Source organism: Petrimonas sp. (assembly GCF_963921705.1).
Classification (GTDB): domain Bacteria; phylum Bacteroidota; class Bacteroidia; order Bacteroidales; family Dysgonomonadaceae; genus Petrimonas; species Petrimonas sulfuriphila.
Window position 1 is genome coordinate 588826 of record NZ_OY997410.1, and the last position, 25574, is coordinate 614399.

Annotated in this window: 17 protein-coding genes; 7 read left to right on the forward strand and 10 right to left on the reverse strand. The window is 43.4% G+C overall.

Going from position 1 to position 25574, the window contains the following annotated elements; translation table 11 throughout:
• The first annotated feature begins 3 nt into the window (after nucleotides 1-3).
• Complete coding sequence (locus tag AACM02_RS02535) at nucleotides 4-1305, forward strand: hypothetical protein (protein WP_339115976.1); 1302 nt, start codon at nucleotides 4-6, stop codon at nucleotides 1303-1305.
• Here AACM02_RS02535 and AACM02_RS02540 read toward each other — a convergent pair.
• Nucleotides 1302-2276, reverse strand: coding sequence for a polyprenyl synthetase family protein (locus AACM02_RS02540; protein WP_339115977.1), 975 nt, complete (start codon nucleotides 2274-2276; stop codon nucleotides 1302-1304). The two genes, AACM02_RS02535 and AACM02_RS02540, sit on opposite strands and share 4 nt — an antisense overlap.
• Before the next feature lie 94 nt (nucleotides 2277-2370).
• Here AACM02_RS02540 and polA point away from each other — a divergent pair, with 94 nt between their 5' ends.
• The 3 genes from polA to AACM02_RS02555 are packed head-to-tail and all read left to right on the forward strand — an operon-like array spanning nucleotide 2371 to nucleotide 6429.
• Nucleotides 2371-5163, forward strand: coding sequence for a DNA polymerase I (gene polA, locus AACM02_RS02545; protein WP_339115978.1), 2793 nt, complete (start codon nucleotides 2371-2373; stop codon nucleotides 5161-5163).
• A 2-nt stretch (nucleotides 5164-5165) separates the two neighbouring features.
• On the forward strand, nucleotides 5166-5618 hold the full coding sequence (locus AACM02_RS02550) for a YqaA family protein (RefSeq protein WP_332457297.1): 453 nt from the start codon (nucleotides 5166-5168) through the stop codon (nucleotides 5616-5618).
• 31 nt (nucleotides 5619-5649) lie between these two features.
• The gene (locus AACM02_RS02555; RefSeq protein WP_339115979.1) at nucleotides 5650-6429 is read left to right on the forward strand and encodes a radical SAM protein; all 780 of its coding nucleotides are present in this window, start codon (nucleotides 5650-5652) and stop codon (nucleotides 6427-6429) included.
• 42 nt (nucleotides 6430-6471) lie between these two features.
• Here the strand turns inward: AACM02_RS02555 and AACM02_RS02560 are convergent, their stop codons facing one another.
• The 9 genes from AACM02_RS02560 to nadA form a co-directional block, all read right to left on the reverse strand.
• Complete coding sequence (locus AACM02_RS02560; protein ID WP_339115980.1) at nucleotides 6472-8097, reverse strand: ribulokinase; 1626 nt, start codon at nucleotides 8095-8097, stop codon at nucleotides 6472-6474.
• Nucleotides 8097-9542 (reverse strand): L-fucose:H+ symporter permease, encoded by a 1446-nt coding sequence (gene fucP / locus AACM02_RS02565; protein WP_339115981.1) that lies wholly within the window; start codon nucleotides 9540-9542, stop codon nucleotides 8097-8099. The genes AACM02_RS02560 and fucP overlap by 1 nt, the downstream gene beginning before the upstream one ends.
• 99 nt (nucleotides 9543-9641) lie before the next feature.
• Nucleotides 9642-10886 (reverse strand): DUF6786 family protein, encoded by a 1245-nt coding sequence (locus AACM02_RS02570; RefSeq protein ID WP_339115982.1) that lies wholly within the window; start codon nucleotides 10884-10886, stop codon nucleotides 9642-9644.
• Nucleotides 10887-10928: 42 nt separating this feature from the next.
• Nucleotides 10929-12995: a hypothetical protein gene (locus AACM02_RS02575; protein WP_339115983.1), complete on the reverse strand. Its 2067-nt coding sequence runs from the start codon at nucleotides 12993-12995 to the stop codon at nucleotides 10929-10931.
• A gap of 5 nt (nucleotides 12996-13000) precedes the next feature.
• On the reverse strand, nucleotides 13001-14938 hold the full coding sequence (locus AACM02_RS02580; protein ID WP_339115984.1) for a glycoside hydrolase family 172 protein: 1938 nt from the start codon (nucleotides 14936-14938) through the stop codon (nucleotides 13001-13003).
• Nucleotides 14939-14951: 13 nt separating this feature from the next.
• Nucleotides 14952-16118: a glycoside hydrolase family 172 protein gene (locus AACM02_RS02585; RefSeq protein ID WP_339115985.1), complete on the reverse strand. Its 1167-nt coding sequence runs from the start codon at nucleotides 16116-16118 to the stop codon at nucleotides 14952-14954.
• Nucleotides 16119-16633: 515 nt separating this feature from the next.
• On the reverse strand, nucleotides 16634-17737 hold the full coding sequence (gene ychF, locus AACM02_RS02590) for a redox-regulated ATPase YchF (protein WP_332457281.1): 1104 nt from the start codon (nucleotides 17735-17737) through the stop codon (nucleotides 16634-16636).
• A gap of 102 nt (nucleotides 17738-17839) precedes the next feature.
• A complete protein-coding gene (gene rluF, locus AACM02_RS02595) occupies nucleotides 17840-18760 on the reverse strand; it encodes a 23S rRNA pseudouridine(2604) synthase RluF (RefSeq protein ID WP_339115986.1) in 921 nt (306 codons plus the stop codon).
• The gene (nadA, locus tag AACM02_RS02600; protein ID WP_339115987.1) at nucleotides 18760-19704 is read right to left on the reverse strand and encodes a quinolinate synthase NadA; all 945 of its coding nucleotides are present in this window, start codon (nucleotides 19702-19704) and stop codon (nucleotides 18760-18762) included. Before nadA ends, rluF begins: the two co-directional genes overlap by 1 nt.
• Nucleotides 19705-20363: 659 nt before the next feature.
• Between nadA and AACM02_RS02605 the strand changes: the two genes are divergently transcribed.
• The 3 genes from AACM02_RS02605 to AACM02_RS02615 all read left to right on the forward strand — a co-directional run bounded on the left by AACM02_RS02605 (nucleotide 20364) and on the right by AACM02_RS02615 (nucleotide 25405).
• Complete coding sequence (locus tag AACM02_RS02605; RefSeq protein ID WP_339115988.1) at nucleotides 20364-21347, forward strand: tyrosine-protein phosphatase; 984 nt, start codon at nucleotides 20364-20366, stop codon at nucleotides 21345-21347.
• 172 nt (nucleotides 21348-21519) lie between these two features.
• The gene (locus tag AACM02_RS02610; RefSeq protein ID WP_339115989.1) at nucleotides 21520-23244 is read left to right on the forward strand and encodes a DEAD/DEAH box helicase; all 1725 of its coding nucleotides are present in this window, start codon (nucleotides 21520-21522) and stop codon (nucleotides 23242-23244) included.
• Nucleotides 23245-23515: 271 nt separating this feature from the next.
• Entirely contained in the window at nucleotides 23516-25405 is a 1890-nt protein-coding gene (locus AACM02_RS02615; protein WP_339115990.1) for a biotin/lipoyl-containing protein, read from the forward strand.
• The last annotated feature ends 169 nt before the right edge of the window (nucleotides 25406-25574 follow it).

Here is a 25574-nt window from a genome sequence, read left to right on the forward strand (position 1 = left end):
GTTATGAAATATATAAAAATATTTTTTTGTTTTATTTTGGTGTTGGCTCTCAGCTCCTGCATGGATACATACACCGAAGATTACATGGCCAACGTGCCGGTTTATATGAGTTATGCCGATTTAAGAAGCTCCGTCAAGGCTTTGCCCGCCAGGGAACTGGAAAAACCCGGAAAAATTTATTTCAAAGACAATTACTTGTTAATTGTCGAGAAATTTAAAGGAATACACGTGATCGATGTTTCCAATCCGGCAAATCCGAAGAATACATCTTTTGTTGAGGTTCCCGGCTGTGTAGACATTGCCGTAAAAGGCCATATTTTATATGCCGACAGCTATGTAGATCTGGTAGCCATCGATGTTTCGGATATAAGCAAAATCAAGGAAGTAAACCGGTTGAAGGAAGTTTATCCTTACGCGGTTCCGCCCACCGACAATCAACTGCGGATAGGCAATGTGGAAAAGGATAAAGGCGTTGTTATTGCCTGGGAACAAAAGAAAGAGCACAATAAACTGGAAGAGCACATAACATACCCTATTTATTACGGATGGGATAGCTATGGAAAAAACTCAAATCTAAGCATGGATGCGGCCTTTGGTGGCACTGTCGGAGGAATATCAAGCGCATCGTTTGGCAAAGGCGGGTCAATGGCCCGGTTCGGCTTATACGATAACTTTCTTTATACGGTAGATCAGTACCAGCTATTCGTCTTCAATGTTTCGGAAGCGTCCAATCCGGTAAAAGTAGTTACCCAACCTATCGGATGGAACGTGGAAACTATGTTCCTGTATGACCATCACATGTTTTTGGGAACAACCACCGGGATGCTTATTCTGGAGCTGGTGAATCCATCGGCTCCACGGCAAATAAGCTCGCTCTGGCATGTAACAACCTGCGATCCCGTAGTGGTGCAGGACGGATATGCATACATTACCCTCCGCTCCGGTGTTACCTGCAACAGAAATGCAAACCTAAGCGTAAACGTTCTCGATGTGGTAAAACTATCCGACGATTACAAAATGAATAACCTGATAGCTACGTATAATATGAAAGCGCCTTACGGGTTGGGGATCGATAATAATACGCTTTTTCTGTGCGATGATGGATTAAAGGTATTTAATGTAGCAGATAAGTTGAATATCAACAACAACCTGATAGCTCACTTTAAAGAGATAGAAACGTACGACGTAATTCCGCTGAACAAATTCCTGTTTACGATCGGCGACGACGGATTTTATCTTTATGATTACTCCAATTTACAAGATATCAAACTATTGGGAAGTATCCCGGTGAAGGAACAACGTTAAACCATCCGGTTCTTCAAATACATCACCAACAGGTTTAAGATTATTTTAAACTCGTTGTCGATCGAAACATTTTCGATAATCTGTTCAGCCTCTTCCAGTAAATTGTCTATGGTTTTCTGGGCATATTCAATACCTCCGTTACTTTTGGCAAATTCAAGCAAGAGTTCGATGTTTACGGGCGAAAAATCACAGGAACGGATAATCTTCATCATTTCATCCGATAGTGCTTGGGGCGCATGGTTGAGTGCATAGATTAATGGAAGCGTGATCTTGCCTTCCCGAATATCGTTTCCGGTAGGCTTACCTACATCGGCTTTGTAATAATCGAAAATATCGTCACGGATCTGGAAAGCAATACCCAATATACGGCCCGCTTTTCCGAATTCATCTATCGTTACCCGGTCTGCACCTGCAGTAATGGCACCGATCTTTGCACAAGCGTACAGTAGGGAAGCTGTTTTTTTGTCAATTACTTTAAAATACTCTTCTTCATCAATAATTATCTCATTGACCAACGAGTATTGGTTAAGCTCTCCTTCCGCCAGGTTTTGCCCAAGTTCGGAAATGATCCCGATTATTTCCAGGTTATTGGTTTTAACACTCTCACGCAGGGCCGATGACAACACATAATCTCCTGCCAGAACGGAACGTTTATTATCGAAAACTGCATTTGACGATGGTTGTCCGCGACGTGTCGATGCCTCATCCACCACATCGTCATGCATAAGCGTCGCCATATGGAGCAACTCCACCGTAACAGCACCGTGGTACGTGGCAGGCGTTATCTCCCCGCAACATTTTGCCACCAGAAAAACCAACATCGGCCTTATCCGTTTACCGTCAACCTTAAAAGCATGCCGGAGAATCTCCGATATCCGGGAATTATTGTTTTCCAGCGATTTCCAGAGATAAATGTCGAATTGATTCAACTCGTCACGCAACGACTCCTTTATAACCTGACTTTCGTCCATTCCTGTTTTTATTGAACGCAAATTTAAAAATAATTCACCTTAAAGCAATCAAATATTCGTAACTTTACGTCTTTAAAAGAAATATTTAGTTTATATGTCCAAACAGAAACTGTTTCTACTCGATGCTTATGCGTTGATTTACAGAGCATATTATGCATTTATTAAAAACCCTCGCGTTAATTCGAAAGGACAGAATACATCGGCAATTTTCGGGTTTGTGAATACGTTGGAAGAAGTGCTGAAAAAAGAGAACCCGTCGTACATTGCCGTTGCTTTCGATCCCCCGGGACCCACATTCCGTCATACGGAGTTTGAGGCCTACAAAGCACAGCGCGAAGCCACTCCCGAAGACATAAAAGCTTCAGTCCCCCTCATCAAAAAAATCCTGGAAGCCTACAACATACCGGTGCTTGAAAAGGAAGGCTTCGAAGCTGACGATGTAATCGGAACCCTGGCCAAAAAGGCGGATAAAGATAAGTTTGACGTTTATATGATGACTCCGGACAAGGATTACGGACAATTGACGGAGCAGCATGTATTTATCTATAAACCCAAATACGGCAGTAATGAGTTCGAGATACTGGACGATAAGAAAGTGATGGAGAAATACCGCGTTTCCCACCCATCACAGGTAATCGATTTGCTGGGCCTGATGGGCGACACGTCCGACAATATTCCCGGCTGCCCGGGTGTGGGACCTAAAACAGCGGAAAAGCTGTTGGAAGAGTTCGGATCCGTTGAAAATCTGCTTGAAAACAGTGATAAACTGAAAGGAACGCTACGTACAAAAATTGAAGAGAACAAGGAACAGATTTTATTTTCAAAATTTTTGGCCACGATAAGGACAGATGTTCCTATAGAGACCAGTATCGAAAGCTTGAAAAGAAAAGAACTGAACGAAACAGCTATAAAAGAGATATTCGAAGAACTGGAATTCAGGACATTGATAAACAGGGTACTGAAAATTGAACCCCAAAAACCGATTGGTAAACAACCCGTCCAGGGCGACTTGTTCAGTGGCTTCAGCGATGTTTTGGAAGAAGTAAAAACGGCTCCGGTTGAACTCCCGGGCAGCTTCTCCGACATCCACTCCACCAGGCATACGTATAAATTACTGGAAACGGAACAGGAACTTACAGAGTTGAATCAACAACTTTGCGCACAGCAATCGGTTTGCTTCGATACCGAGACAACCGGAATCGACCCGCTGTTGAGCGATCTGGTGGGCCTATCGTTTGCATACACTGAGGGCGAAGCGTTTTACGTGCCCATTTCCGAAAACAGGGAAGAAGCGCAAAAGCAAGTAGATATTTTCAGGCCTTTTTTCGAAAATGACCGGATCGAAAAAATTGGACAAAACCTCAAATACGATATCCTCTCCCTTCGCCATTACGGCATTAGCGTAAAAGGAAAACTCTTCGATACGATGATTGCGCATTATCTCCTCAATCCCGAACTCCGGCACGGGATGGATTACATGGCAGAAACCTACCTGAAATACAAAACCATCCATATTGAAGAGCTAATCGGTCCAAAAGGAAAAAATCAAAAATCAATGCGTGACGTGGATAAACAAGTCGTTTGCGATTACGCGGCAGAAGACGCCGATATCACGCTGAAGTTGAAGAACATGCTGGAGGAGGAGATCAGACAAAACAACTTCGATTACCTCTTTTACGAAGTGGAGTCGCCCCTCGTTTATGTACTTGCCGATATGGAATGGACGGGTGTTCGTCTCGATCTAGACGCGTTGGCTCAACTTTCGGAAGAATTTACCGCCGAGCTGCAACAAGTTGAAGCGGAAATCATCGCTATGGCCGGGGAGGAGTTCAACGTAAATTCACCCAAACAAATAGGGGAAGTGCTTTTCGAAAAGATGAAAATTATCGAAAAACCAAAAAAAACCCGGACCGGGCAATACAGTACCAGCGAAGATGAATTACAGAAGTTGCGCAACAAACATCCCGTTATCGAAAAAATACTGGAGCAACGGGGATTGAAGAAACTGCTGGGAACCTATATCGATGCTTTTCCCTTACTGGTAAATCCCCGGACGGGAAAAGTACACACCTCCTTCAACCAAACCGTCGCTGCAACGGGACGACTGAGCAGCACCAACCCCAATCTGCAGAACATACCCATTCGCGATGAGCGCGGTAAAGAAATGAGACGCGTTTTCATCCCGGACGAAGGGTGCACGTTTCTTTCCGCCGACTATTCGCAAATTGAACTCCGCATCATGGCGCACCTGAGCGAAGATAAAAATATGCTGGAAGCCTTTAACCAGGGACTGGATATTCATACCGCCACAGCCGCCAAAATCAATCATATCCCCGTTGAAGAAGCCACTTCCGACATGCGGCGCAAGGCAAAAACCGCCAATTTTGGAATTATTTACGGCATTTCGGTCTTCGGACTTTCCGAACGGCTGAATATCCCTCGTGGGGAAGCCAAAGCACTTATCGACGGTTATTTCGCCACCTATCCCGGCGTGAAACGCTATATGGACGAAAGCATTGCCGACGCACGCGAAAAAGGTTATGTGGAAACCGTGTTGGGACGCAAACGTTTTTTGGCCGACATCAATTCCAAAAACGCCGTCGTTCGTGGGTATGCGGAAAGGAATGCGATAAACGCACCCATTCAGGGGAGTGCGGCAGACATTATAAAAGTGGCAATGATCCGCATCTTTAACCGGCTGGAAAAGGAAGGACTGCAATCGAAAATGATTCTTCAGGTACACGACGAACTTAACTTCAACGTTCCGGCAAACGAACTGGAAAGGATGAAAAAAATTGTTGTCGAGGAAATGGAAAACGCCTATAAACTCCGTGTCCCTCTGAAAACGGATTGTGGAGTGGGGGATAACTGGCTGGAAGCGCATTGATTATGCTTGACGGATTAGCAGAATACGGGTATTGGGGACTATTGCTTGCATCGTTCCTGGCAGCAACGGTACTGCCGTTCAGCTCTGAAGTAGTTTTTGCGGCGCTTATCGCCGCAGGAATGGATGTTTGGACTTCTGTCTTTTATGCCACCATCGGGAATGCTGCCGGAGGAGCCACTTGTTATTATGTGGGAAAACTGGGAAAAACCGAATGGCTGGAGAGGTGGTTCAAAATAAAACCGGAAAAGATCGATAAAACGATCAGATGGTTGCACGGCAAGGGTGCAATAATGGGTTTTTTCGGATTTCTTCCCGCCGTAGGCGACGCCATTCTGGTAGCGTTAGGGTTTATGCGGGCAAACGTTCCCGTGGTAATGGTTTCGATGACTATCGGAAAATTGTTGCGGTACGTGTTGATCGGTTTTGGGACGGATCAAATTGTATCGTGGCTATGATCTTTCAACATTATTTTTTTAGCTAAACAACATGTCTACCATCCTTTTTCACGAAATAGTTTACGGCCCGGTTCACAGCCGTCGGATGGGCACTTCACTGGGCGTAAACCTGTTACCTTACGACGGCAAGCTTTGTTCGTTCGACTGTATTTATTGCGAATGCGGATTCAACAAGGATTTCAGAACAAAAACAAAGCTTCCCGATAGAGAAAACGTTTACGCCGCTATGGAAGATAAATTGCAATCGCTGCGCGGGCAAAACGTAAAACTCGACGTCATCACTTTTGCCGGAAACGGCGAACCGACGATGCATCCTCAATTTTCAGGCATCATTGAAGATACCGTTTCGCTGCGCGATAGGTATTATCCCGAAGCAAAGATCAGCGTTCTGTCGAATGGAATTAACGTGGGCAAGGTATCCGTTTTCGATACTCTCCGGAAAGTGGACAACCCCATTCTCAAACTCGACTCTGCTTTTGACGAAACCGCTAAACTCATTGACCGTCCGAATTCTCCCAATTATTCGGTTGCCCGCCAAGTGGAACTTTACAAGAAGTTTCGCGGTAATTTTATCTTGCAAACGATGTTTCTCAGAGGCGAGTTTGAAGGGAAGCGGCTGGATAATTCCACCGAAAAGGAAGTTTCTGCCTGGTTAGAGCTCGTCAGAGCACTTTCTCCCCGCGAGGTAATGATTTACACCATCGACCGCGAAACACCCGCCAAACAGCTCGAAAAAGTCTCCCTGGAAGAGTTGCGGAAAATAGCTGACAGGGTAGGGGAGCTTGGAATCCGAACAAACGTGGCAGGATAAAACAAACCCGACAGATGCCAGCATCGCTGAGGTCAATATGACTTATGTTGTTAAGAACAATCCCAATTTCCGGTATTTTTCGTATTTCCCGGCGTAATGAGGTTTACGACCTTCATTCGGCAAATATTCAGCCCGTACTCCTTGTCCCATAGCACACTGCGCATTTTCCAACGAGGAATAGACTCCCGAAGCCACCGCCGCGCACATAGCCGCACCCAGCGCACCTGCTTGTTCCGTAGCAGCCACTTTTATCGGCACTCCCATTACATCAGAAAGTACCTGCATCACATAAGGCGATTTTAATGAAATCCCTCCCACGCCAATCACTTCGGTCACTTTCACCCCTTCTTTTTCAATATGATCCATAATGGCTTTCGAACCAAAGGCGGTAGCTTCCACCAGACTCCTGAAAATCTGAGCTGGTGTTGTTCCGAGTGTCAATCCGGTAATTCCCCCCTTTAAGGTCTGGTCGGCAAAGGGTGTGCGGCGGCCGTTGAACCAATCGCTGGAGGTGATCCCGTCATCGGTTAACGGAAGATCCTGCGCCTCTTCGGTCAGTTTCTGAAGAATTTTCCCGGTGGCATTCTCCACATCCCCTGCCGGCAAAACTGCAAAACTCCACGAAAGCAAATCCCGTAACCAGGCATATACATCGCCGAATGCCGATTGCCCTGCTTCCAGTCCGACAAGGCCCGGAATGACAGAGCCGTCTACCTGCCCACTGATGCCGGGGATCAACCTGTCCTCTATGTCGGACTTGGGAGTAACCACAATATCGCACGTGGAGGTTCCCAGAATCTTAACCATCGTGTTTGCCTTTATTTCTGCTCCGATTGCTCCGGCGTGAGCATCGATGATGCCTACAGCCACATCAATCCCTCCGGGCAATCCGAGTCGCCCTGCCCACTCTTCGGACAGTTTGCCGGCACTTGCGTCACTCGTGTACGTATAAGCGCTCAAATGGGCTGCAAACCCGTTTAGCAGCGGATCCAGTTCCGAGAGGAATTCCTGGGAAGGATAACCGTCCCATTCTTCGGCCCACATGCATTTGTGTCCGGCCGCACAGCGGCTACGTTTCAGTTCTTCGGGTTTCAAATTCCCGGTAAGGAGTGCCGGCATCCAATCACAATGTTCAACGATGGAATAGGCATCTTTACGAATCGATTCATCTTCGCGCAAGGCGTGCAATGCCTTAGCCCAGAACCATTCCGATGAATAAATTCCTCCTGAACGGGAAGTATAATCAATCTCCCACCGGTAAGCGAGTTGGTTGATTTCCCCAGCCTCCTGGATGGAAGTATGATCTTTCCACAAAATAAACATGGCGTTGGGATTATCGGCATAATCAGGCAACAGGGCCAGGGGAGTTCCCTGTCTGTCGGTCAGACAGGGTGTGCTACCAGTGGTATCGATGCCGATACCGATAACTTGCCGGGCCGCATCCGCAGGAAGTTGTCCCAATACTCCTTTTACAGCCTGTTCCAGCGTATCGATATAATCTTGCGGATGCTGGCGGTATTGATTCTTGGAAGCATCGCAGTACAATGCTTTTTTCCACCGGGGATAAAATGCAACATGTGCAGCCATTTCTTTTCCCGAAACAGCATCAACGACTAACGCCCGGCAGGAGTCCGTTCCGTAATCGATTCCTATAACTAATTTTTCCATTATCCGTTAATTTTGATTTTTTTACTTCGTGCTACCGTAAAGCTGTAAAACGCAATGATGATGAAAGCGATGGTGGGCACCCAATACGCAAATTCGATACTTCCTGCCTGGTCGGAAAGAATGCCCTGCATTTGAGTCAATAGTGCAGCACCCGCAATAGCCATCACCATCCCCGATCCTGCAATCTTGGTATCTTCCCCCAGTCCTTTCATCCCAATTCCATAAATGGTGGGAAACATCAGCGACATACAGCCCGATATTCCCATTAAGGCATAAACACCAATAAATCCCTGACCGTAAATAGCAACCAATGAACAAACCACCGCAAGTACTGAAAGGGCTGAAAGTAAATTTACCGGCCTGGTCCATTTCATCAGGAACGTGCACACAAAACGTCCTACTACAAACAAGACAAGAGAAAGTACGTAATAGGTGGCCCCAGCCTGTTCGGCAGTTCTCGGCAGCAAAGCGTCAATCCCCAGCGATTCCGCCAAGTTATAAAATCCTCCGGCAATGGGTTCAACGCTTCGAAGAGCTGCAATAATTGATTCCTGAGATGCATTATTTCCCAAGCCCGAGATTACAGCATCAAACTGCAATTGCTGCATGGCGTACCGGATGATATACGACCAAACTGCAATTTGCGCACCGACGTAAAAAAACTGTGCTACAACACCCCAAACGTAGTTTTTATTTCTTTTCAAGCGATTGAAGGTCGCTTTCAGGTTCAGGGTTTTGTCCTCATCCTGTGCCTGAGGCATTTTAGTAAAAAAGATTAACAGGAAAAGGGCAAGCATTACCAAACCCAGTATGAGATAGGCTATGGTGACCGCATTCAACTCTGCATTCTGAACGTTTACCAACTCGGCTTCGTTCAACACTGCTCTTTCCGCTGCACTCATCGTATTTAATTGCGAGAGTACAAAGATCTGGCTTGCCAGTACTCCGGTTAATGCACCGAAAGGGTTGAATGACTGCGAGAAATTCAGTCGTCGCGTGGCCGTATGCGGATCGCCTAATGCATACACGTAGGAATTTGCCGATGTTTCCAATACCGACAGTCCCGCAAAAAGGACAAAAATAGCCAGCAAATAGGTAGCGAAGCTAAGCGGTGAGCTGATGTTGTTAGCCAACATTGCCGGATAAAACAATACTCCTCCGAAGATACATAATCCCAATCCCAACAATACACCATACTTGTACGTGTGTTTTTTAATGAAAATGGCACCCGGAAGGGCGAAGCACCCATAACCGAGCAAATAACAAACCACCTGGATCCAAGCTGTTTGCGTATCCGACAAGCTCATGATCCGCTTGAAAGCGGCCAGCATGGTATCGGTCATGTTGTTGGGAACCGCCCAAATGAAAAATAGGGAAGTAAGCAGGATAAACGGAAACACAATTCCCGCAGGCACTAAACGATGTTTTTCTACGTTGCTATTCATACGAATAAAATTATTGATTTTAAATGTGTTGCATGGAACTTGCTTTTAATCATTTGCTCGGGTGCAACTGATTTACATGCTCGTTCCATACTGTTTTTTTCAGAAAATGGTTGTAACTTGATGGATACTTACTCCGAGCAATTTTTCGCAAACAGGCGACAAGACTGCTTCGTCACCTACAAAATGGTAAACATTGTGTACATGCGACAATGATTCTCCCGGTTTTAAAAATGCTGCCGGAGAACAGCTTTCCAGTTCCAGGAAAGGCCCCATGATGCTGCCATCTTCCAGCGGGCCATCGTTATACGCATTCAGGGCATCTCCTGTAAGTGGATTTCTTGCCGGATTCCATTCCTGGTTCAGGTACACTGCAGAAGGATCAACATCGAACGTAATTACCGTAAGTCTCTTGGAAATCGGGTCGTAATTGCCCGCAATAGCTTTTGTTCGTTTAGCATTCATCCCCAGTTTGCTTCTGAATTTTCCGTCAGTTTTCAGGTAGAGCGTTCCGTTTTCGGCTTTCAGCCTGTCAGCTGGAATTTCACCGAAATAGTCCGTCGTTGCCAATGTCCCCAGCTGGCCCTCATCTCCCTCGTTATATGGAACAACGGTTACTGCGGAATCCGAAGGATTGAACATATCCAACATCCATATACAAACGGTTCCTGTTTTGCTGGTCCATTCAAAATCATTCTTGTTGGTGATTTTATTCTCGGTAGCATAGCCAACAGCGCTTACTCCATCAGGCAGGGTTACACCCAGTTTGCTTGCCATTTCTGCTTCGGTAACAAGCGAAATTTTCCTCTCTACGGTTATATTTAAGATGCTTCCCTGATAATTTTCAAGTTCCATATATTTGGTTAACACAGTTTCTTCCTGAGTAGCACGGTCCACTTTCCACTCCTCTATGTCTATGGCTTTAGGGGTATGCCAATTATCGAAAACCTGTTCTTTTCCCGGTTTGAAATAGATAGAATACTGTCCTCCCTCGGGGCCCAGCCACAACCGATTCTCCCCACCAAATCCGTTCATATGCTCATCCACTGTTCCGGCATCAAAGAACTTGTAATTCACAAAACCCAGACTATTTCCTTCTTCACCGTTTGCCGTTGAGGTAAAGACTTTTGCCTGATATTTGGCAGACACGATCACCTGTGCTTTTCCGTCGTCGGACTTCAGCACAATGAGGCTGTCTTTTTTCGATAGATAATTCAGATCGTATCCAAATGTCCCTTTTTCATACTCCTTTTTCATATTATCCGATGATTTTTTAGCGTTACCCGTGCAGGAAACAAGGATGGACCCTGCTGTGAGCAAAAACAGATTTAATTTCTTCAGCTTCATACGTTTCATTTTAGACTGTTATATTATAAACTTCTTATTTTTCTATTGTTCGATTTCCCCGAATTTGTCCAATATCCGATTATAGGCTTCGGCAGCAGCTCCGTTTCCCCAATCGTATATAGTGAATTCGCCCATTCCTTCTCCTTCGGAACTTGTTCGTCCCCCGTGGCCGTAATTCTCCATCGTGAATCCGTAATCTTTTTCCCCGAAAAACGGATAAACTTTCTCCCACTGTACTTGTGTCAACGGATTTTCGGGGCAGTACATCATCACAAACGATGCTTTTAGTGCAGCAAAGCCTCTTTCGATATACTCACGGTTATTCAGCAGTTTTCCGTATTGTAAAATAAGCTCAGCAAATAAACTTTCGCGTGAATCGTTCCACTCGCCGTCCGCATTAAGGACTCCAAATCCACCCAGTACATTTACAAACATATATGGCGGTTGCCACGATGCTTGTGTCATCAGCAATTCATCCAGTGTTCGCTGCCCAGATCTCAAATATTTTCTGTTACTTGTCGTGCGATAACACTCGTACAGGGCTTCTGCCGTCCAAAACATGGAAAAATTATTTTGCTTGTGCATGTTATTGCGTAGAACCTTTTTCCCGACCAGATCTTGTGAACCATACCGGGAACAAGACCAGTAGGTCTCAAAATCTTCCCAGCGTCCCGTAGGGATAACCTCACGGATCACCGCCTCCATAGCTTTAAGCGCAGCTTCCTTATATTCCTGCTTCCCGGTCATCTCATGCAGTTTCAGAAGAAAGGTTACCGACAGGGATGTTTCGGGCGAATCGTTCAGGTGCTCCATCGGCTCAAGTTTATCGAGCGACAACCATGCCGGAAAAAAACCGTTGGGATATTGGGTTTTCAGCAGCGATTTGGCATAATTCTCGGCAAAATCAAGCAACCGGATATCTTTTTCCAACTCATCATACCAACGAAGCATCAGTAAACCCGTCCAGCTCATATCCAGAATATGAAACGGCGATTCGCGGGGGTTCCACGTATATGGATTCCGATTAGAGTTGCCCCAATAATGGGTATCCCAACCTTTGCTGCGGTTGTATTTTCTACCGTCAATTTCCACTTCGTGCATTTCGGTGCCGATAAGTCCGTAAAAAAAACCGTTGAGCTGTGGAAAAGAGAGGGCCAGCTCTTTGGTAAGCCGGGCTTTTTTCATCAATTCCTCATTGCCTGTCCTCCTGGCATACCGGTACAATCCGCTTGCCGAGCGAAGAGAGCTAAACCACGCCTGGTTCCAGACAGACCTGAATTCTCGCTCGTTTACCTCACCCGGATAATTGGGGCTTTGTGTTACATTAACGATAAAGGCAGGCGCACCCACTTTTCGCCCTTCAACTTCAAACTCCTGCCACACGCTTTCCTTCCAGTTTTTAAATGCCCAGTCATACGTGTGTTCTATGTAAGGCTCCAAATCGCCTCTTATGGGATTACCAGCTCTGTAGGCTTCTCTTCCCCAGTTTGACCAGATAAAATCCAACGGTTTTCTAAAGGGATTTACGATAGAACCTTCATCCGTATAGTGCAGCAGATAAAATCCGATTTCCACTTTTCCGGCCGGATATTCCGCTCCTTCAGTACGTTCGAAAAGAACATGGTCGGCGACGCGGCTATCACTCATTCCCAGCGTAAGCGTGTTGGTTTCGGCACTCAGGTCCAGGTACCACCGTACAGGCGTACCTCTCTGCATAACGCTTAAATCGGGAATGAGCGCAAGAACTTGATCTTTATCGGCGATAATAAGCGCCGGTGAACGGAAAACATGCTGATCGATCACGTGATTATCGGTAGGAGTCAAATGGGGCGACCAATGGAAAGAGGGAGTAAAGGCCGGTTTAAGGGTCAGTTGCCAGTCATCTTGCCGCAGCAGTTGGTCCAGGGAAAAGGTGAGTTTCACATGCAACGTGTTCCGGTCTATTATTCTCACCGACCTTTTTCCCTTTTCATCTCCCATCCGGTCGTATTGCATATGCTCAAGGGTTTTGCTGAAATTATGCGGGACAGAAATTTGTTCCTGAGCAAATACACTCCAATAAAACAGGGCGATCCACGCAAATCCGATCACAAAAAAACGTTTCTGCATACCAACTAATCTATTCTTTCTAGTGTAATTAAATTCAGTTCAAATAAGTCGGCATTCCCGTTTTTCCGGATATGAAACGTTATCGAATTCGTTTGCTGAGTGAGTTGAATATCACCCACATGAACTTTTTCCTTGTACTTTTCCTGACCGGCTTTGGTCGATATCCATTCCGAGAGTTGGTTTTGCCTTTGCCAAACCTGAAAATCGGCACCGTTTACCCGTTCGTGATAAGTAACCAGAACCTTGTAATTTCCTTCGGGAACGTCCGTGAGCATAATCCTTGCGGCACCCTGACCGTAGGCTGTCAGCATAAGGCCTCTGTCTAAAATCACCCCGATTCCTCTTTCGGGAGTAACTTGCATTAACTGCGGAAAATAGACATGAGCAGAAGGCAGGTAAACCTCGCGTAATTCAGCAGTAGGTTCCATTTTTTCCTTAAGGGGTTGTGACGCATAAAAAAATGCTACCGATGTGTAATCTACCGGAAAATTATTGCCTGATTCGCCGTGTTCCATTCCGTGATAAATCTCTTTCTCGAAAGACAATTTGTCGGAAAGGAAGAAGCGGTAAGCACCGGTTCTGTTCATAGGCAGAGAATAATCCAGCGAACCGTGAACAGGCATGCTTATTCCTCTGTCCCAACGGTCGAGTAGAGCATACCAGCCACCGTTATAATAGTCTTCCGACCCCGTGCCATGCATGCGTGCCTTTCCGTCTATACGCGTGCTGTCATCTCCCTCGAAGAACAGTGTCATCCCCGGACGAAGTCCTTGTGCCAGGTGAACGGTTCCTACATAATGACCCTTACCCGCTGTTTTCAAAAACGTATAAAATTTACCCATATCGGGTTTTTCCCTCTTCCAAACGCTGTAAAATTTTCCTTCGTCTTTTAGGCTACGCTTCGTGTTGTTGTAATAAACCTTCACATTCACCTGGACGGGATTTTGCTGCACGCTCTTTCTTTCTCTGTAAATTAGTCTCATGGAAGCTGCACGGTCATAAGGCATGGGTAGATAACAGTAGTTGGTTGTTCCGTACCTGCCCATCAAGATACTTCGCATGGCCGGTTTTCCATAAGCATAACCAAAGAAATCTGCAACCGGGGCATGGATGGACTCCACCTTTTCATCGTCCCATTTCGCCGAAAGGATAATATCTTTATAAATACCCTCGAACGATGTTCCTCCATCTATTTCGAATCCAACAATGCGTCCTGCTGTTTTTTTATCGAAAAATGTGAACTCCTCTCCCGGTTGCAGCGTAAAGCTTTTTTGTTCCGTTTTAATTCCGGCCGACAACCCCGACGTATAATTTTGTACCGTTGGAAAAATACCGGACCACAACGTGCTTATTTCCGACAAAAGCTCCCGGTCGGATTCCGAGAAGTTCCCTGTCCAACTTTCCACATCCATGCCCGGCAGCTTTCGAGCTTGTATCTGATGAAACATGATCTTTTCTCCTTCAAACACAACCTTCAGTGATTTTTTGAACGGGATGGGAATGTAGCAGTAATATCCACCAATTTCATTTCCGCAAACCGGTTTTACGAACGGATACACTTTTCCCGAAAAGAGATCCGTAAACCGAATCTTCAAACGCGGTGTTTTTTCGCCATCGAAATAAAACGAAAGAAAGTCGTTGGTAGGGGTAGGAGTCCAGATCCTGTTTACCACACCGGGACCTTCAAATTCTGCAAGGACAAGGTGTCCGTTTTCCTTCCGGATATAGGAGTATTTTCCCGAAAAACCGTCGTCGTTTCCCCACGTTCGATCGTAACTCGATTCTTGGTCTATAAGTTGATTGTGACGGTAAGCGGGAAGCAAATCCACTCGTTTTAGTAACGCCAGTTCTTTCCGGAATGTGTGTGTTTGCGAATATGTGTTTAAACTGCAAATAGATACTAATATGACACTCAGAAGAATTTTCAGCGATATCTTTCTCATTATTCCTCGGTTTTTAATTAACTTCCAATTGCTGCCAATCGGGTAATTGCGGGAATTTGGCATGTGGTTCAGATTGGTACCAGAAACACACAGACGAAATATCCGATTGCTGCGGTAAATAACGACCGCCGTGCCGCCATCCCAAATCCTGAATGGTTATGCGCAAGTCTTTTTTGAAACGGATGGGATCCATTATGTGCCACCTGTACAGTCCGAAACGTTGTCCCGATCTGTACGTAATATCGGGAGACAATACCTGAACCAGGCCCGCATAAGGTGTGGTAAATGTAACGTACTTTCCTTGCCTGTCAAAATTGTAGGATCCGCAGAAATAATCTTCAGTACCCGTTCCGATGATGGTCGGGAATTTTTTGTCTCCATCCATAAAGAACTTAATTTCTCCTTCGCCCCACCAACCGTTATTGTTTACTTGCCAGGCCATGTACACACCTACGTAATGGCCTTCTCCCTTAATGCCGTCGACGATTGTATAATCGGATGTTTCGTTCACTTTCGTACGTCGGTACTGCGCATGAAAATAGGCGGCATCTGCCGGAACATCAGTCAATGTGTAGTCAATCTGATAATACAGGTTCATGGCTTCGGCATCGTTGATGTTGGTCATGGTTATTCTGCATTTCCTGCGGAAAGGCATCACCCAGTAAGAGTTAAACGCGCTACCTGGATTTACCGTAACAGGCATCGAGTTCAGGGGTGCATATTCATTCCATCCCATACCGAAAAAATGGCCGATCGGGCACTCCACCGAGGGTTCAGTCTCGTCATCCCAGTATATGCGGATGATTGAAAAGCGCCAGTTGCCTGTAGGGGTCATCCAAATATGTTGGATGGCGCCGGGCCCTTCAATTTCAGCCATAGTGAACGTTTCTCCCGGATTGATGCGGACGTAGGGATTTACTTTCCATCCCTGTCCCAAATCGCGTGCTGCATGAGTAGCGTTCGCCGTGTTGCGGAGAGCATTCGGGTCGGGAGTGGCCATTCCTCCCTGTCCCTTTTCACCGGTAAAGTTTTCGGGACTGATGGAACGGGTTTCGGCATTTGAAAGCTTGTACAAGTTACCCATGTTCATATCCAAGCCGTTGAACTGGCCGGATTGTGAAAATCCGAACAGCGCAATCGAAACGAAAAATAGGGTTGAGATAATTGTTTTTGAGTTCATGACGGTTTGTTTTTTTAGGATTAATGAATAAGCTTTACAAAAATATTTAAAAATATTTAAATTCTAACGCTTCAGCTAATTATTTAAGGTTTGTATGTTGCGTACTCATTTCAACGTATGAACATGCTAAATTTCAACTAAATAAAGCACAAAAAAATATATAGCATATCGTTTATCAATAATTACCTGTAAATTCCTGACAGACGCAGAAGATACTCAAAAATAGTAAAACTAGTTGCTTTACACGTGAGTAAGGAAAGGGGTATGGCAGTTACCTTCTTTTTCTAGCGAAAAAAAGGTGATAAATCTGGATTATACAGACTACTGAATTTGAAATAATTAATGGCCATTTGAATCCCAGTAGCACACCGTAAACAATAAATAAAGCACAGGCAACGAAATTGATCATCCTTACTTTTTTAACCTGTTCAGGGAGAAAGGATACAACAAGGAAGATCATGGCAAGGTAACCGAATATTTCAGTGGTATTCATCATTATCTGTTTCTATGCAGAATTACACATTAAACCTGAAGTGCATGATATCTCCGTCCTGAACGATGTACTCTTTACCTTCCACGTTCATTTTTCCGGCTTCCTTAACGGTGGCTTCTGAACCGTATTGTATGTAGTCTGCGTATTTTATTACTTCTGCCCGGATAAATCCTTTCTCAAAATCAGTGTGAATAACACCGGCACATTGGGGTGCTTTCCATCCTTTCTGAAATGTCCACGCACGAACCTCCTGCGGGCCGGCAGTCAGGAATGTCTGAAGGTTTAACAATTTGTAGGCAGCTTTAATCAACCGGTTTACACCCGACTCTTCCAAACCGAGTTCAACGAGAAACATTTCCCGCTCTTCGTAGGTATCAAATTCAGCTATTTCGGACTCAATTTTTGCCGCCACGATCAAAATTTCAGCATTTTCTATCTTTACCGCCTCGCGAACCTGTTCTACGAATTTATTTCCACTCACGGCACTCTGTTCGTCAACATTACAAACATAAAGTACCGGTTTGGACGTTAAAAGAAATAAATCCCGAGCCACTTTATTTTCATCTTTGGTATCAAAAACAACAGTTCGGGCCGATTCTCCTCGCAGCAATGCTTCACGGATTTTTGAATAAACTTCAAAAGCCAGCTTCGCATCTTTGTCGCCGCCGGTTTTGGCTTGTTTTTCTACTTTTTGAATTCTTGATTCAATAGTTTCCAAATCCTTTAGCTGCAGTTCAGCATCGATTATTTCTTTGTCGCGAACTGGATTAATATTTCCATCAACGTGAGTCACATTTTCGTCCTCAAAACACCGCAACACATGTAAAATAGCATCCGTCTCCCGAATGTTGGCCAGAAATTTATTTCCCAATCCTTCCCCTTTACTTGCTCCTTTTACCAAACCTGCTATATCGACGATCTCAACGGTTGTGGGAACAATTTTTTGGGGATGGACCAACTCTGCCAACCGGTTCAGTCTTTCATCCGGAACAGTTATAACACCCACATTGGGCTCAATGGTGCAAAAAGGAAAGTTTGCAGCCTGTGCTTTAGCGTTTGATAAACAATTAAAAAGAGTTGATTTCCCTACATTAGGAAGCCCAACGATACCACATTGAAGAGCCATGTTTTCGAGATTGTTAGACCGTTACGCTTTTAGAGCCAAGTATCAGGGCTTCTTGACGAAAACGGTATGTGAATATTTTTGCGGGTGCAAAGGTACAAAAATTTACTTGGTTTTTCTAAATGTCCTTGGTTGAGGTTTGTTTTTGCCTTTTCCACGTAATTCCTTTGCTTTTGGATTGACAAAACCTTCGTTTCTTTTGGATTGAGCCTTTTTGGAACTATTAAACGACTCTTCATAGGAGGAGCGAAACTTTTTTCTCTCCTGTTCCTGTCCCGAAACAAGGGGTTGTTTTGATTTGGCCGGTTGGTTTTCGTTAGACGAATAAGCAATCGTCGTTTTTAATTCTTTCATTTCCTGTTCTTCCAACAACCGCCAATCGCCTAAACCAATACCTTTCAGTGAAATGTTCATAATCCGGACACGTTCCAGTTTCTCTACTTCATACCCAAAATATTCGCACATCCTGCGGATCTGGCGATTAAGTCCCTGAACAAGAATTATTCGAAAAATAAATTCCGATATTTTTTCAACTTTACACTTTCGAGTTACCTCTCCTAACACTGGCACTCCACTCGACATCCGCTGCACGAATTCATCGGTTACCGGCCTGTTTACAGTCACAACATACTCTTTCTCGTGACTGTTTCCTGCACGAAGGATTTTATTCACTATATCCCCGTCATTGGTAAGGAGAATCAACCCCTGAGAATCTTTATCCAACCGTCCGATAGGGAAAATTCGCTCGTGGTAACCTATATAATCAACAATATTGTCCCGCACACCTTTCTCGGTGGTACTTACTATTCCCCGTGGCTTATTGAAAGCCAGCAAGACAAAATCTTCCTCCGCTTTGGATTCAATAAGCAAACCGTTTACCAACACTTTATCACTTTTGCTTACGAGTGTTCCTATTTCTGCACGCTTCCCGTTTACTAATACCTGCCCCTTTTCAATGTATTTGTCCGCTTCTCGCCGGGAACAAATTCCGCTCTCGGAAATAAATTTATTAATTCGTACTGCCATTATAATCCGTATTTAGCTGATATTTCCAACATCCTTTCAATCGGTTTCACTGCTTTCAAACGAACCTCTTCTTCGACAAAAATTTCTGGACGTTCGTTCTTCAAACATAAATACAACTTCTCCAACGTATTCATTTTCATATAAAAACAATCGTTGCAAGCGCATGTAGAATCTTCCGGTGGAGCCGGAATAAATTCTTTATCCGGATTATCTTTCTGCATCTGGTGTAAAATCCCCGATTCTGTGGCTACAATAAATTGTTTATATCCTGAATTCCGGGCAAACGCAATTATTGACGATGTCGACCCAACGTGATCGGCGATTTCCAGGATATATTTCCTACATTCCGGATGTGCCAGTAACAATGCCTGTGGATACTCTTTTTTTAACTCAAGAATTTTTTCCAACGAAAATTGTTCATGGACGTGACAAGCACCTTCCCATAAAAGCATATTCCTTCCCGTAAGTTTATTGATGTAATCTCCTAAATTTTTATCGGGTCCGAAAATAATCTTTTCATCTTCAGGAAGTGAATCCACAATTTGTTTTGCATTGGTAGAGGTTACCACTATATCGGTTAACGCCTTTACAGCCGCAGTGGTATTTACATACGAAATAACCGTATAACCAGGATATGCCTGCGTAAATTTCTCAAATTCATCGGCCGGGCAACTTTCTGCCAACGAACAGCTAGCCATACTATCGGGAATAAAAACCCTTTTTTGCGGAGAAAGAATTTTTGCCGTTTCGCCCATAAAATGAACGCCGCAAAGCACAATGATATCTGCCGTTGTCTTAGCTGCCCATTGTGCCAATGCAAGACTATCGCCTACAAAATCAGCAATATCCTGAATATCTGATTCTTGATAGTAATGTGCCAATATAATCGCATTTTTTTCCTTTCGAAGTGTATTTATTTTTTCAATCAATTCTTTTTTTTCCATTGAACATTATTTATTAATATTATAGTTTAAAAATAAAGAAATATAATGATGATGATGAATGCCTGTTGATAGTGTTGATAAATAATTCTAAAAAAAATTGCAAAATAAGTTATTAAAATATAGACGATCCTAAAACTGTCTTATCAACAATTAAAATTAAATCAAGTTGTTTATTAATAATTTATTAGAGACTTTATCAACAATCTTTTTATAATTCTGTTGTTGATAAAATATTTCGAATTTGTTTCTTTTTTCTGTTGATGAGACGTGCAAAAATTCCCGAGAATTTTTAGCAGCCTTTTTTGCATCCTTAACTTAATTTTTTCATATAAACAAAAAATCAACGAAACAAAATAAAGTTATGCAATAATTCTCTACATAGAATTAACAGTTTATCAACAACCTTTTCAAAACATCGAATGCAAAAGTATTATTTAAAAATTAGTTATACAATTACTTATGTTTTAAAGTTATAAAAAATGGCAAAAATCTGATTATTTATTGTTAAGTTAGAAACGCAAGAGTTTTGTTTACAAAATGTTTTAGCTATATTTGCTTGCCAAAATCAAACGCGGGTGAGAATATATAGTTATCAAATTATTTCGGCTTTTTTTTTGTTGATTGCAGCAGGTTGCGCATCAACAGTTAAAATAACATCTGTGGCAGAAAAGAACAAAGACGGTGATTTACTTCTCAAATGGGAAGTCAGCCCCGATCAGGAAGGAAATATCAACATTTATTCTTCTCAGTCAGACAGTGATATTTCCGCTTTTACACCCATAAAAACTTCCAATATTACTGATCAGGTAACGGTAATCAATCCTTCGAGTCCCGATATCCGGGAATTCTACATATTAAAAACTACCTCTGCATATTCGGGAATTATTGCCAACCGGATTATTGAGATGAGTAATATAAAAAATTTCAGGGATATGGGCGGATATTTCACACGAACTGATCAACAAATGAAATGGGGAAAAATTTTCCGCTCAGGTGATTTGAGTAGCGCAACATTATATGATCAGGAGAGGATAAGACGGTTAAATATAAGAACCATTATTGATTTCAGATCAGATAGAACAGCTAAAAGATACCCTATTCTCGTTCATCCGAACATTAGGAAGATATCGTTACCCATTACTCCGTTGGACGACGAAAAAATCAATGAAATGATGGATAACGAACATTTAACGCGCAGCGATGCCATTCGTGATGTTCAGGATTCCTACATAGGAATCATTGAGAACTACAAAAGCGTGTTTGCAGAGATGTTTAATATTCTAACCGATGAAAACAATTATCCTGTGTTGCTTAGCGGATCGTTGGGTAAGGACAGGGTAGGGCTGGCCTCATTTTTCATACTTTACGCAGTGGGAATTCCGCAAAATGTAATTATTGACGATTATCTTCTGTCTCGCCAAACTGTAGATATATCTAAAATTGCAGAAAATGTGAAAACAAAACCCGAATATTTCCAGGAAGCCGTTACAGCGTTGATGTCTGTAAATCCTGCATACATCAATTATACCATCGATTACATAAACCAAAAATACGGTTCGATTGATAATTATCTGGAAAAAGAACTTAAGTTGACTTCCGGGAAAAAGATTTTATTACGCAAATACCTGCTCTATAATCAATAAGATTGATTTTTTTTTCGTACCTTTGCGCCCGATTTAAAATTCGGGCTTTTTTGTTCCGGAATAATCAGATTTTGTATATCAAATTTTCTCACATCTTTATATATATGTCGTGTTGTGGGGGTTTCGAGAAAATGCGAATACTTTCACCATTAAAATAGAATTAAAGAAAAAAATGAGAACTTTTGAAGAACTTGGGATTGCACCCGCGATTTGGCGTGCCATTCAGGAAATGGGTTTTGAACAACCCATGCCGGTACAGGAGGAAGTGATTCCGCAACTGCTGGCAAATACCCGTGACATAATTGCTCTGGCGCAAACCGGAACTGGAAAAACTGCTGCTTTCGGTTTGCCAATCATCCAAAAAACAGCCATCGAACTGCATGCACCGCAGACACTGATCCTTTGTCCTACACGGGAGCTTTGTTTACAGATAGCCGGTGATTTAACCGATTTTTCCAAATATATTGATGATATAAAAATCCTTCCTGTCTACGGCGGATCAAGCATAGAAAGCCAGATTAAAACGTTAAAACGAGGCGTTCATGTTATCGTTGCCACACCGGGTAGGTTGATTGATTTGATAAACCGCAAAACCGTTTCGTTGGCAAATGTCCATACCGTTGTGCTGGATGAAGCTGATGAAATGTTACACATGGGATTTACGGAAAGTATAGATGAAATTTTGTCTCACGTTCCCGACAACCGCAGCATGCTGCTTTTTTCAGCCACCATGCCCCAGGAGATAGCCAAAATTACCCGGAAATATATGTCCAACCCCATGGAGATAACCATTGGACGGAAAAACGAAGGTGCGCTGAACGTGAAACACACCTATTTCATGGTTCACGCAAAAGACAAATACCTTGCGTTAAAACGGATCGTGGATTACTACCCCAACATATACGGCATTGTCTTTTGCAGGACAAGAAAAGAAACGCAGGAAATAGCAGATAAGCTTATTCAGGATGGCTACGATGCCGATTCGTTGCACGGTGACCTGTCGCAGGCACAACGTGACTATGTCATGAACAAGTTCCGCTTACGGAACCTGCAGTTGCTTATTGCTACCGACGTTGCTGCCCGAGGACTGGACGTGGACGATATCACTCATGTGATTAACTTTGGGCTTCCCGATGATTACGAAGTATACACGCACCGTAGCGGACGTACAGGCAGGGTGGGAAAAACCGGAACATCCATATCCATTATCCATACCAAAGAAAAAGGAAAAGTTGCTCAGATAGAAAAACTCATCAATAAAAAATTTGAATATCGTCAGGTACCCAAAGGAGATATTATTTGCGAAAAGCAACTGTTCAACTTTGTAGATAAAATTGAAAAGGTTAAGGTAAATGAAGAAGAAATTGCCCGTTTACTGCCTTCCATCTTCAAGAAACTTGATTGGCTGGAAAAGGAGGATGTCATTAAACGTATGGTCTCCTTGGAATTTAACCGGCTGATTGACTACTACCAAGCCGCCAATGAAATTGAAGAACCCAAAGAACACAACTCGAAAAGAGAGGAACGTGGAAAAGGAAAAAAATTTGACAGAAACGAAGGGGGACCGAAAAAGGCTGAAAATGGATATGCCCGCTTTTTTATCAATATCGGAAAAATGGACGGCGCCAACCCGGCTAACCTGATGGGTTTTATCAACGATTATGTGCCCGGGAAGATCAGGGTAGGGCGTATCGATCTGATGAAGAACTTTTCGTTTTTTGAAGTCCCCGAAGAAAATGTCAAGCAAATTCTCAAATCCTTTAAAGGAGTCTTCGTGGAAGACAGAAAACTGGTGGTTGAATTAGCAGACAACAATATGCCGGAGAACAAGAAATACAAAGGTGACAAACCAAAACAGGATTTCAACGTCTCCAAGAAAGGGAAAAAACGTTTCTAAGGTGTAATTTCCTTTCGTTTACACACCCGGAAGCAGCATTTTAAACACGAAATGCTGCTTTTGTTGTTTTTAGCATGAATTAAAGAAAAAAATCTTTAATTAATTGCTTATAATTCGAAATTAATTTGTTACTTTGTATGGCGAAAGATAAAACTAAATTTCTGTATTTGAGATATTTATAATGTTTAAAAACTGTAAGTATAAATAGTGAAAAACAACGAAACTAATGTCAAAAACCACCATAAAAAGTAGAAATTAAATTTTTAAACAGATGAAACGTAAACTTTTAATCAGAGATCTCACTTTGAGGGACGGTCAGCAATCGGCTTTTGCTACCCGAATGAACCAATCACAAGTTGACAGAGTGTTGCCTTATTACAGAGATGCCAATTTCTATGCAATGGAAGTTTGGGGAGGTGCTGTTCCAGACTCCGTTATGCGCTATTTAGGCGAAAACCCATGGGACAGGTTAAAAAAAGTCAGCGACGGTGTGCAGGGAGCCTCAAAACTCACAGCGCTTTCTCGTGGACGAAACCTCTATGGATACGCTCCCTATCCGGATGAAATTATTGATGGATTTTTCAAAAATGCCGTCTCTAGCGGACTCAACATTATGCGTATTTTCGATGCGCTAAACGATGTTGACAATATAAAATCGAGTATAAAATACATTAAGAAATACGGTGGTTTGGCAGATTGCGCGGTTTGCTACACGATAGATCCCAAATACGACGATGAGGTTAAAATTGTTGAAAAGAAAGGCTTTCTGGGGCTGTTCAACAAGAAAGAAGAAATACGGATAAAAAAAGAAAATGTGTTTACAGACCGCTATTTTCTTCAGAAAGCCAAGGAAATGCTAGCGTTGGGTGCTGACATGATCACCATTAAAGATATGAGTGGACTGATTCCGCCCACGCGTGTGGCAAACCTTATCTCATTATTCAAAAAAGAACTTAATGTTCCCATCGATTTTCACACACATTGCACCCCGGGGTATGGATTGGGTTCCGTACTCTCAGCAATCGTAAATGGGGCAGATATCGTAGACACCAATATCTGGTATTTTTCCGGCGGGCCGGCTGCTCCAGCCATTGAACTCGTTTATATTTTCTGCCAAAAACTGGGCATTGAACTGGATGTAAACATGGAGGCTGTGGCAAAAATAAATGCCGAATTGTTCGGAATCCGCCGGGAATTGGAAGCTTTCGATACGGTAAAACAGTTCCCAAATCCGTTTAACCCGCTTACGGATACCCTGCCTGCTGCTATTGATAAGTTGTTTGACGAAGCTATTGCCGCAGTTCAAATCAACAACGAGACGGCTTTACTGGAGGCCTGCCACCAAATTGAAGCTTATTTCAATTTCCCCAAACCCGACAAGAGGGTGAAAAACGCCGAGATTCCCGGAGGGATGTACACCAATATGGTGGCACAATTGAAACAATTTAACTCGCTGGATATCTTGGAAGATGCAATGAAACTTATTCCAAGTGTCCGGCTCGATGCTGGATTGCCACCTTTGGTTACTCCTACAAGTCAGATCGTAGGAGTGCAGGCGGTCAGTTCGGCCCTGAATCTGAAGAATGGGCGGGATAAATATGCCAATGCTTCTAATCAATTTGTTGCACTAGTAAAGGGGGAATACGGAAAAACTCCCGTTCCGGTAGATCCGGAATTCAGGTTGAAAATTGCCGGAACGCGTGATGAAACTCCGTACGATACCAGCACGTATAAACGTCAGGAGAATCCTGTTTTGCCGGAGTTCGAAAATGTCCGGCTGGCTAAAGACGAAAAAGAGGAGTTGTTACTTGAACTTTTCCCTGCCGTGGCCACCCAATACCTGAGGAAAATCCGTGAAACGGAATTTGCATCGCATCAATCGCAAAAAACAACTGTAACCGGTGCTGGAACGGTACCTACCGATGCGGAAGTAAAGGAACCCGAGGGATACATTACAGAAAGCCCTATGCCCGGCAGCGTTATGAAGTTTCTGGTAAAAGAAGGCGATGAGGTGCAAAGGGGAAAAAACCTGTTTGTTCTGGAAGCTATGAAAATGGAGAACGACGTAATTTCTGAATATTCGGGAAAAGTGTATAAGATATATGTAAAACCGGGTGATATCGTTCAGGCCGGAGAGCCTATAATGAAAATAGTACAATAGAAGTAACAGCACATGAGTAAGTTGGAAAAACCGGTACACCAGTATCGGTTTTTTTATTGGTGAAAACTTAACAATAATGTAATCAGAATGTAACTGCTTTGTAACATTTATACTTGACCTTTGTGACGATAAATTATGATACTCGTTAATGAAAAAAGACTCAAAATTA

Coding starts and splice junctions, on each gene's coding strand:
- AACM02_RS02535 (WP_339115976.1), top strand. CDS start 4: ATGAAATATATAAAAATATTTTTTTGTTTTATTTTGGTGTTGGCTCTC.
- AACM02_RS02540 (WP_339115977.1), bottom strand. CDS start 2,276: ATGGACGAAAGTCAGGTTATAAAGGAGTCGTTGCGTGACGAGTTGAAT.
- polA (WP_339115978.1), top strand. CDS start 2,371: ATGTCCAAACAGAAACTGTTTCTACTCGATGCTTATGCGTTGATTTAC.
- AACM02_RS02550 (WP_332457297.1), top strand. CDS start 5,166: ATGCTTGACGGATTAGCAGAATACGGGTATTGGGGACTATTGCTTGCA.
- AACM02_RS02555 (WP_339115979.1), top strand. CDS start 5,650: ATGTCTACCATCCTTTTTCACGAAATAGTTTACGGCCCGGTTCACAGC.
- AACM02_RS02560 (WP_339115980.1), bottom strand. CDS start 8,097: ATGGAAAAATTAGTTATAGGAATCGATTACGGAACGGACTCCTGCCGG.
- fucP (WP_339115981.1), bottom strand. CDS start 9,542: ATGAATAGCAACGTAGAAAAACATCGTTTAGTGCCTGCGGGAATTGTG.
- AACM02_RS02570 (WP_339115982.1), bottom strand. CDS start 10,886: ATGAAGCTGAAGAAATTAAATCTGTTTTTGCTCACAGCAGGGTCCATC.
- AACM02_RS02575 (WP_339115983.1), bottom strand. CDS start 12,995: ATGCAGAAACGTTTTTTTGTGATCGGATTTGCGTGGATCGCCCTGTTT.
- AACM02_RS02580 (WP_339115984.1), bottom strand. CDS start 14,938: ATGAGAAAGATATCGCTGAAAATTCTTCTGAGTGTCATATTAGTATCT.
- AACM02_RS02585 (WP_339115985.1), bottom strand. CDS start 16,118: ATGAACTCAAAAACAATTATCTCAACCCTATTTTTCGTTTCGATTGCG.
- ychF (WP_332457281.1), bottom strand. CDS start 17,737: ATGGCTCTTCAATGTGGTATCGTTGGGCTTCCTAATGTAGGGAAATCA.
- rluF (WP_339115986.1), bottom strand. CDS start 18,760: ATGGCAGTACGAATTAATAAATTTATTTCCGAGAGCGGAATTTGTTCC.
- nadA (WP_339115987.1), bottom strand. CDS start 19,704: ATGGAAAAAAAAGAATTGATTGAAAAAATAAATACACTTCGAAAGGAA.
- AACM02_RS02610 (WP_339115989.1), top strand. CDS start 21,520: ATGAGAACTTTTGAAGAACTTGGGATTGCACCCGCGATTTGGCGTGCC.
- AACM02_RS02615 (WP_339115990.1), top strand. CDS start 23,516: ATGAAACGTAAACTTTTAATCAGAGATCTCACTTTGAGGGACGGTCAG.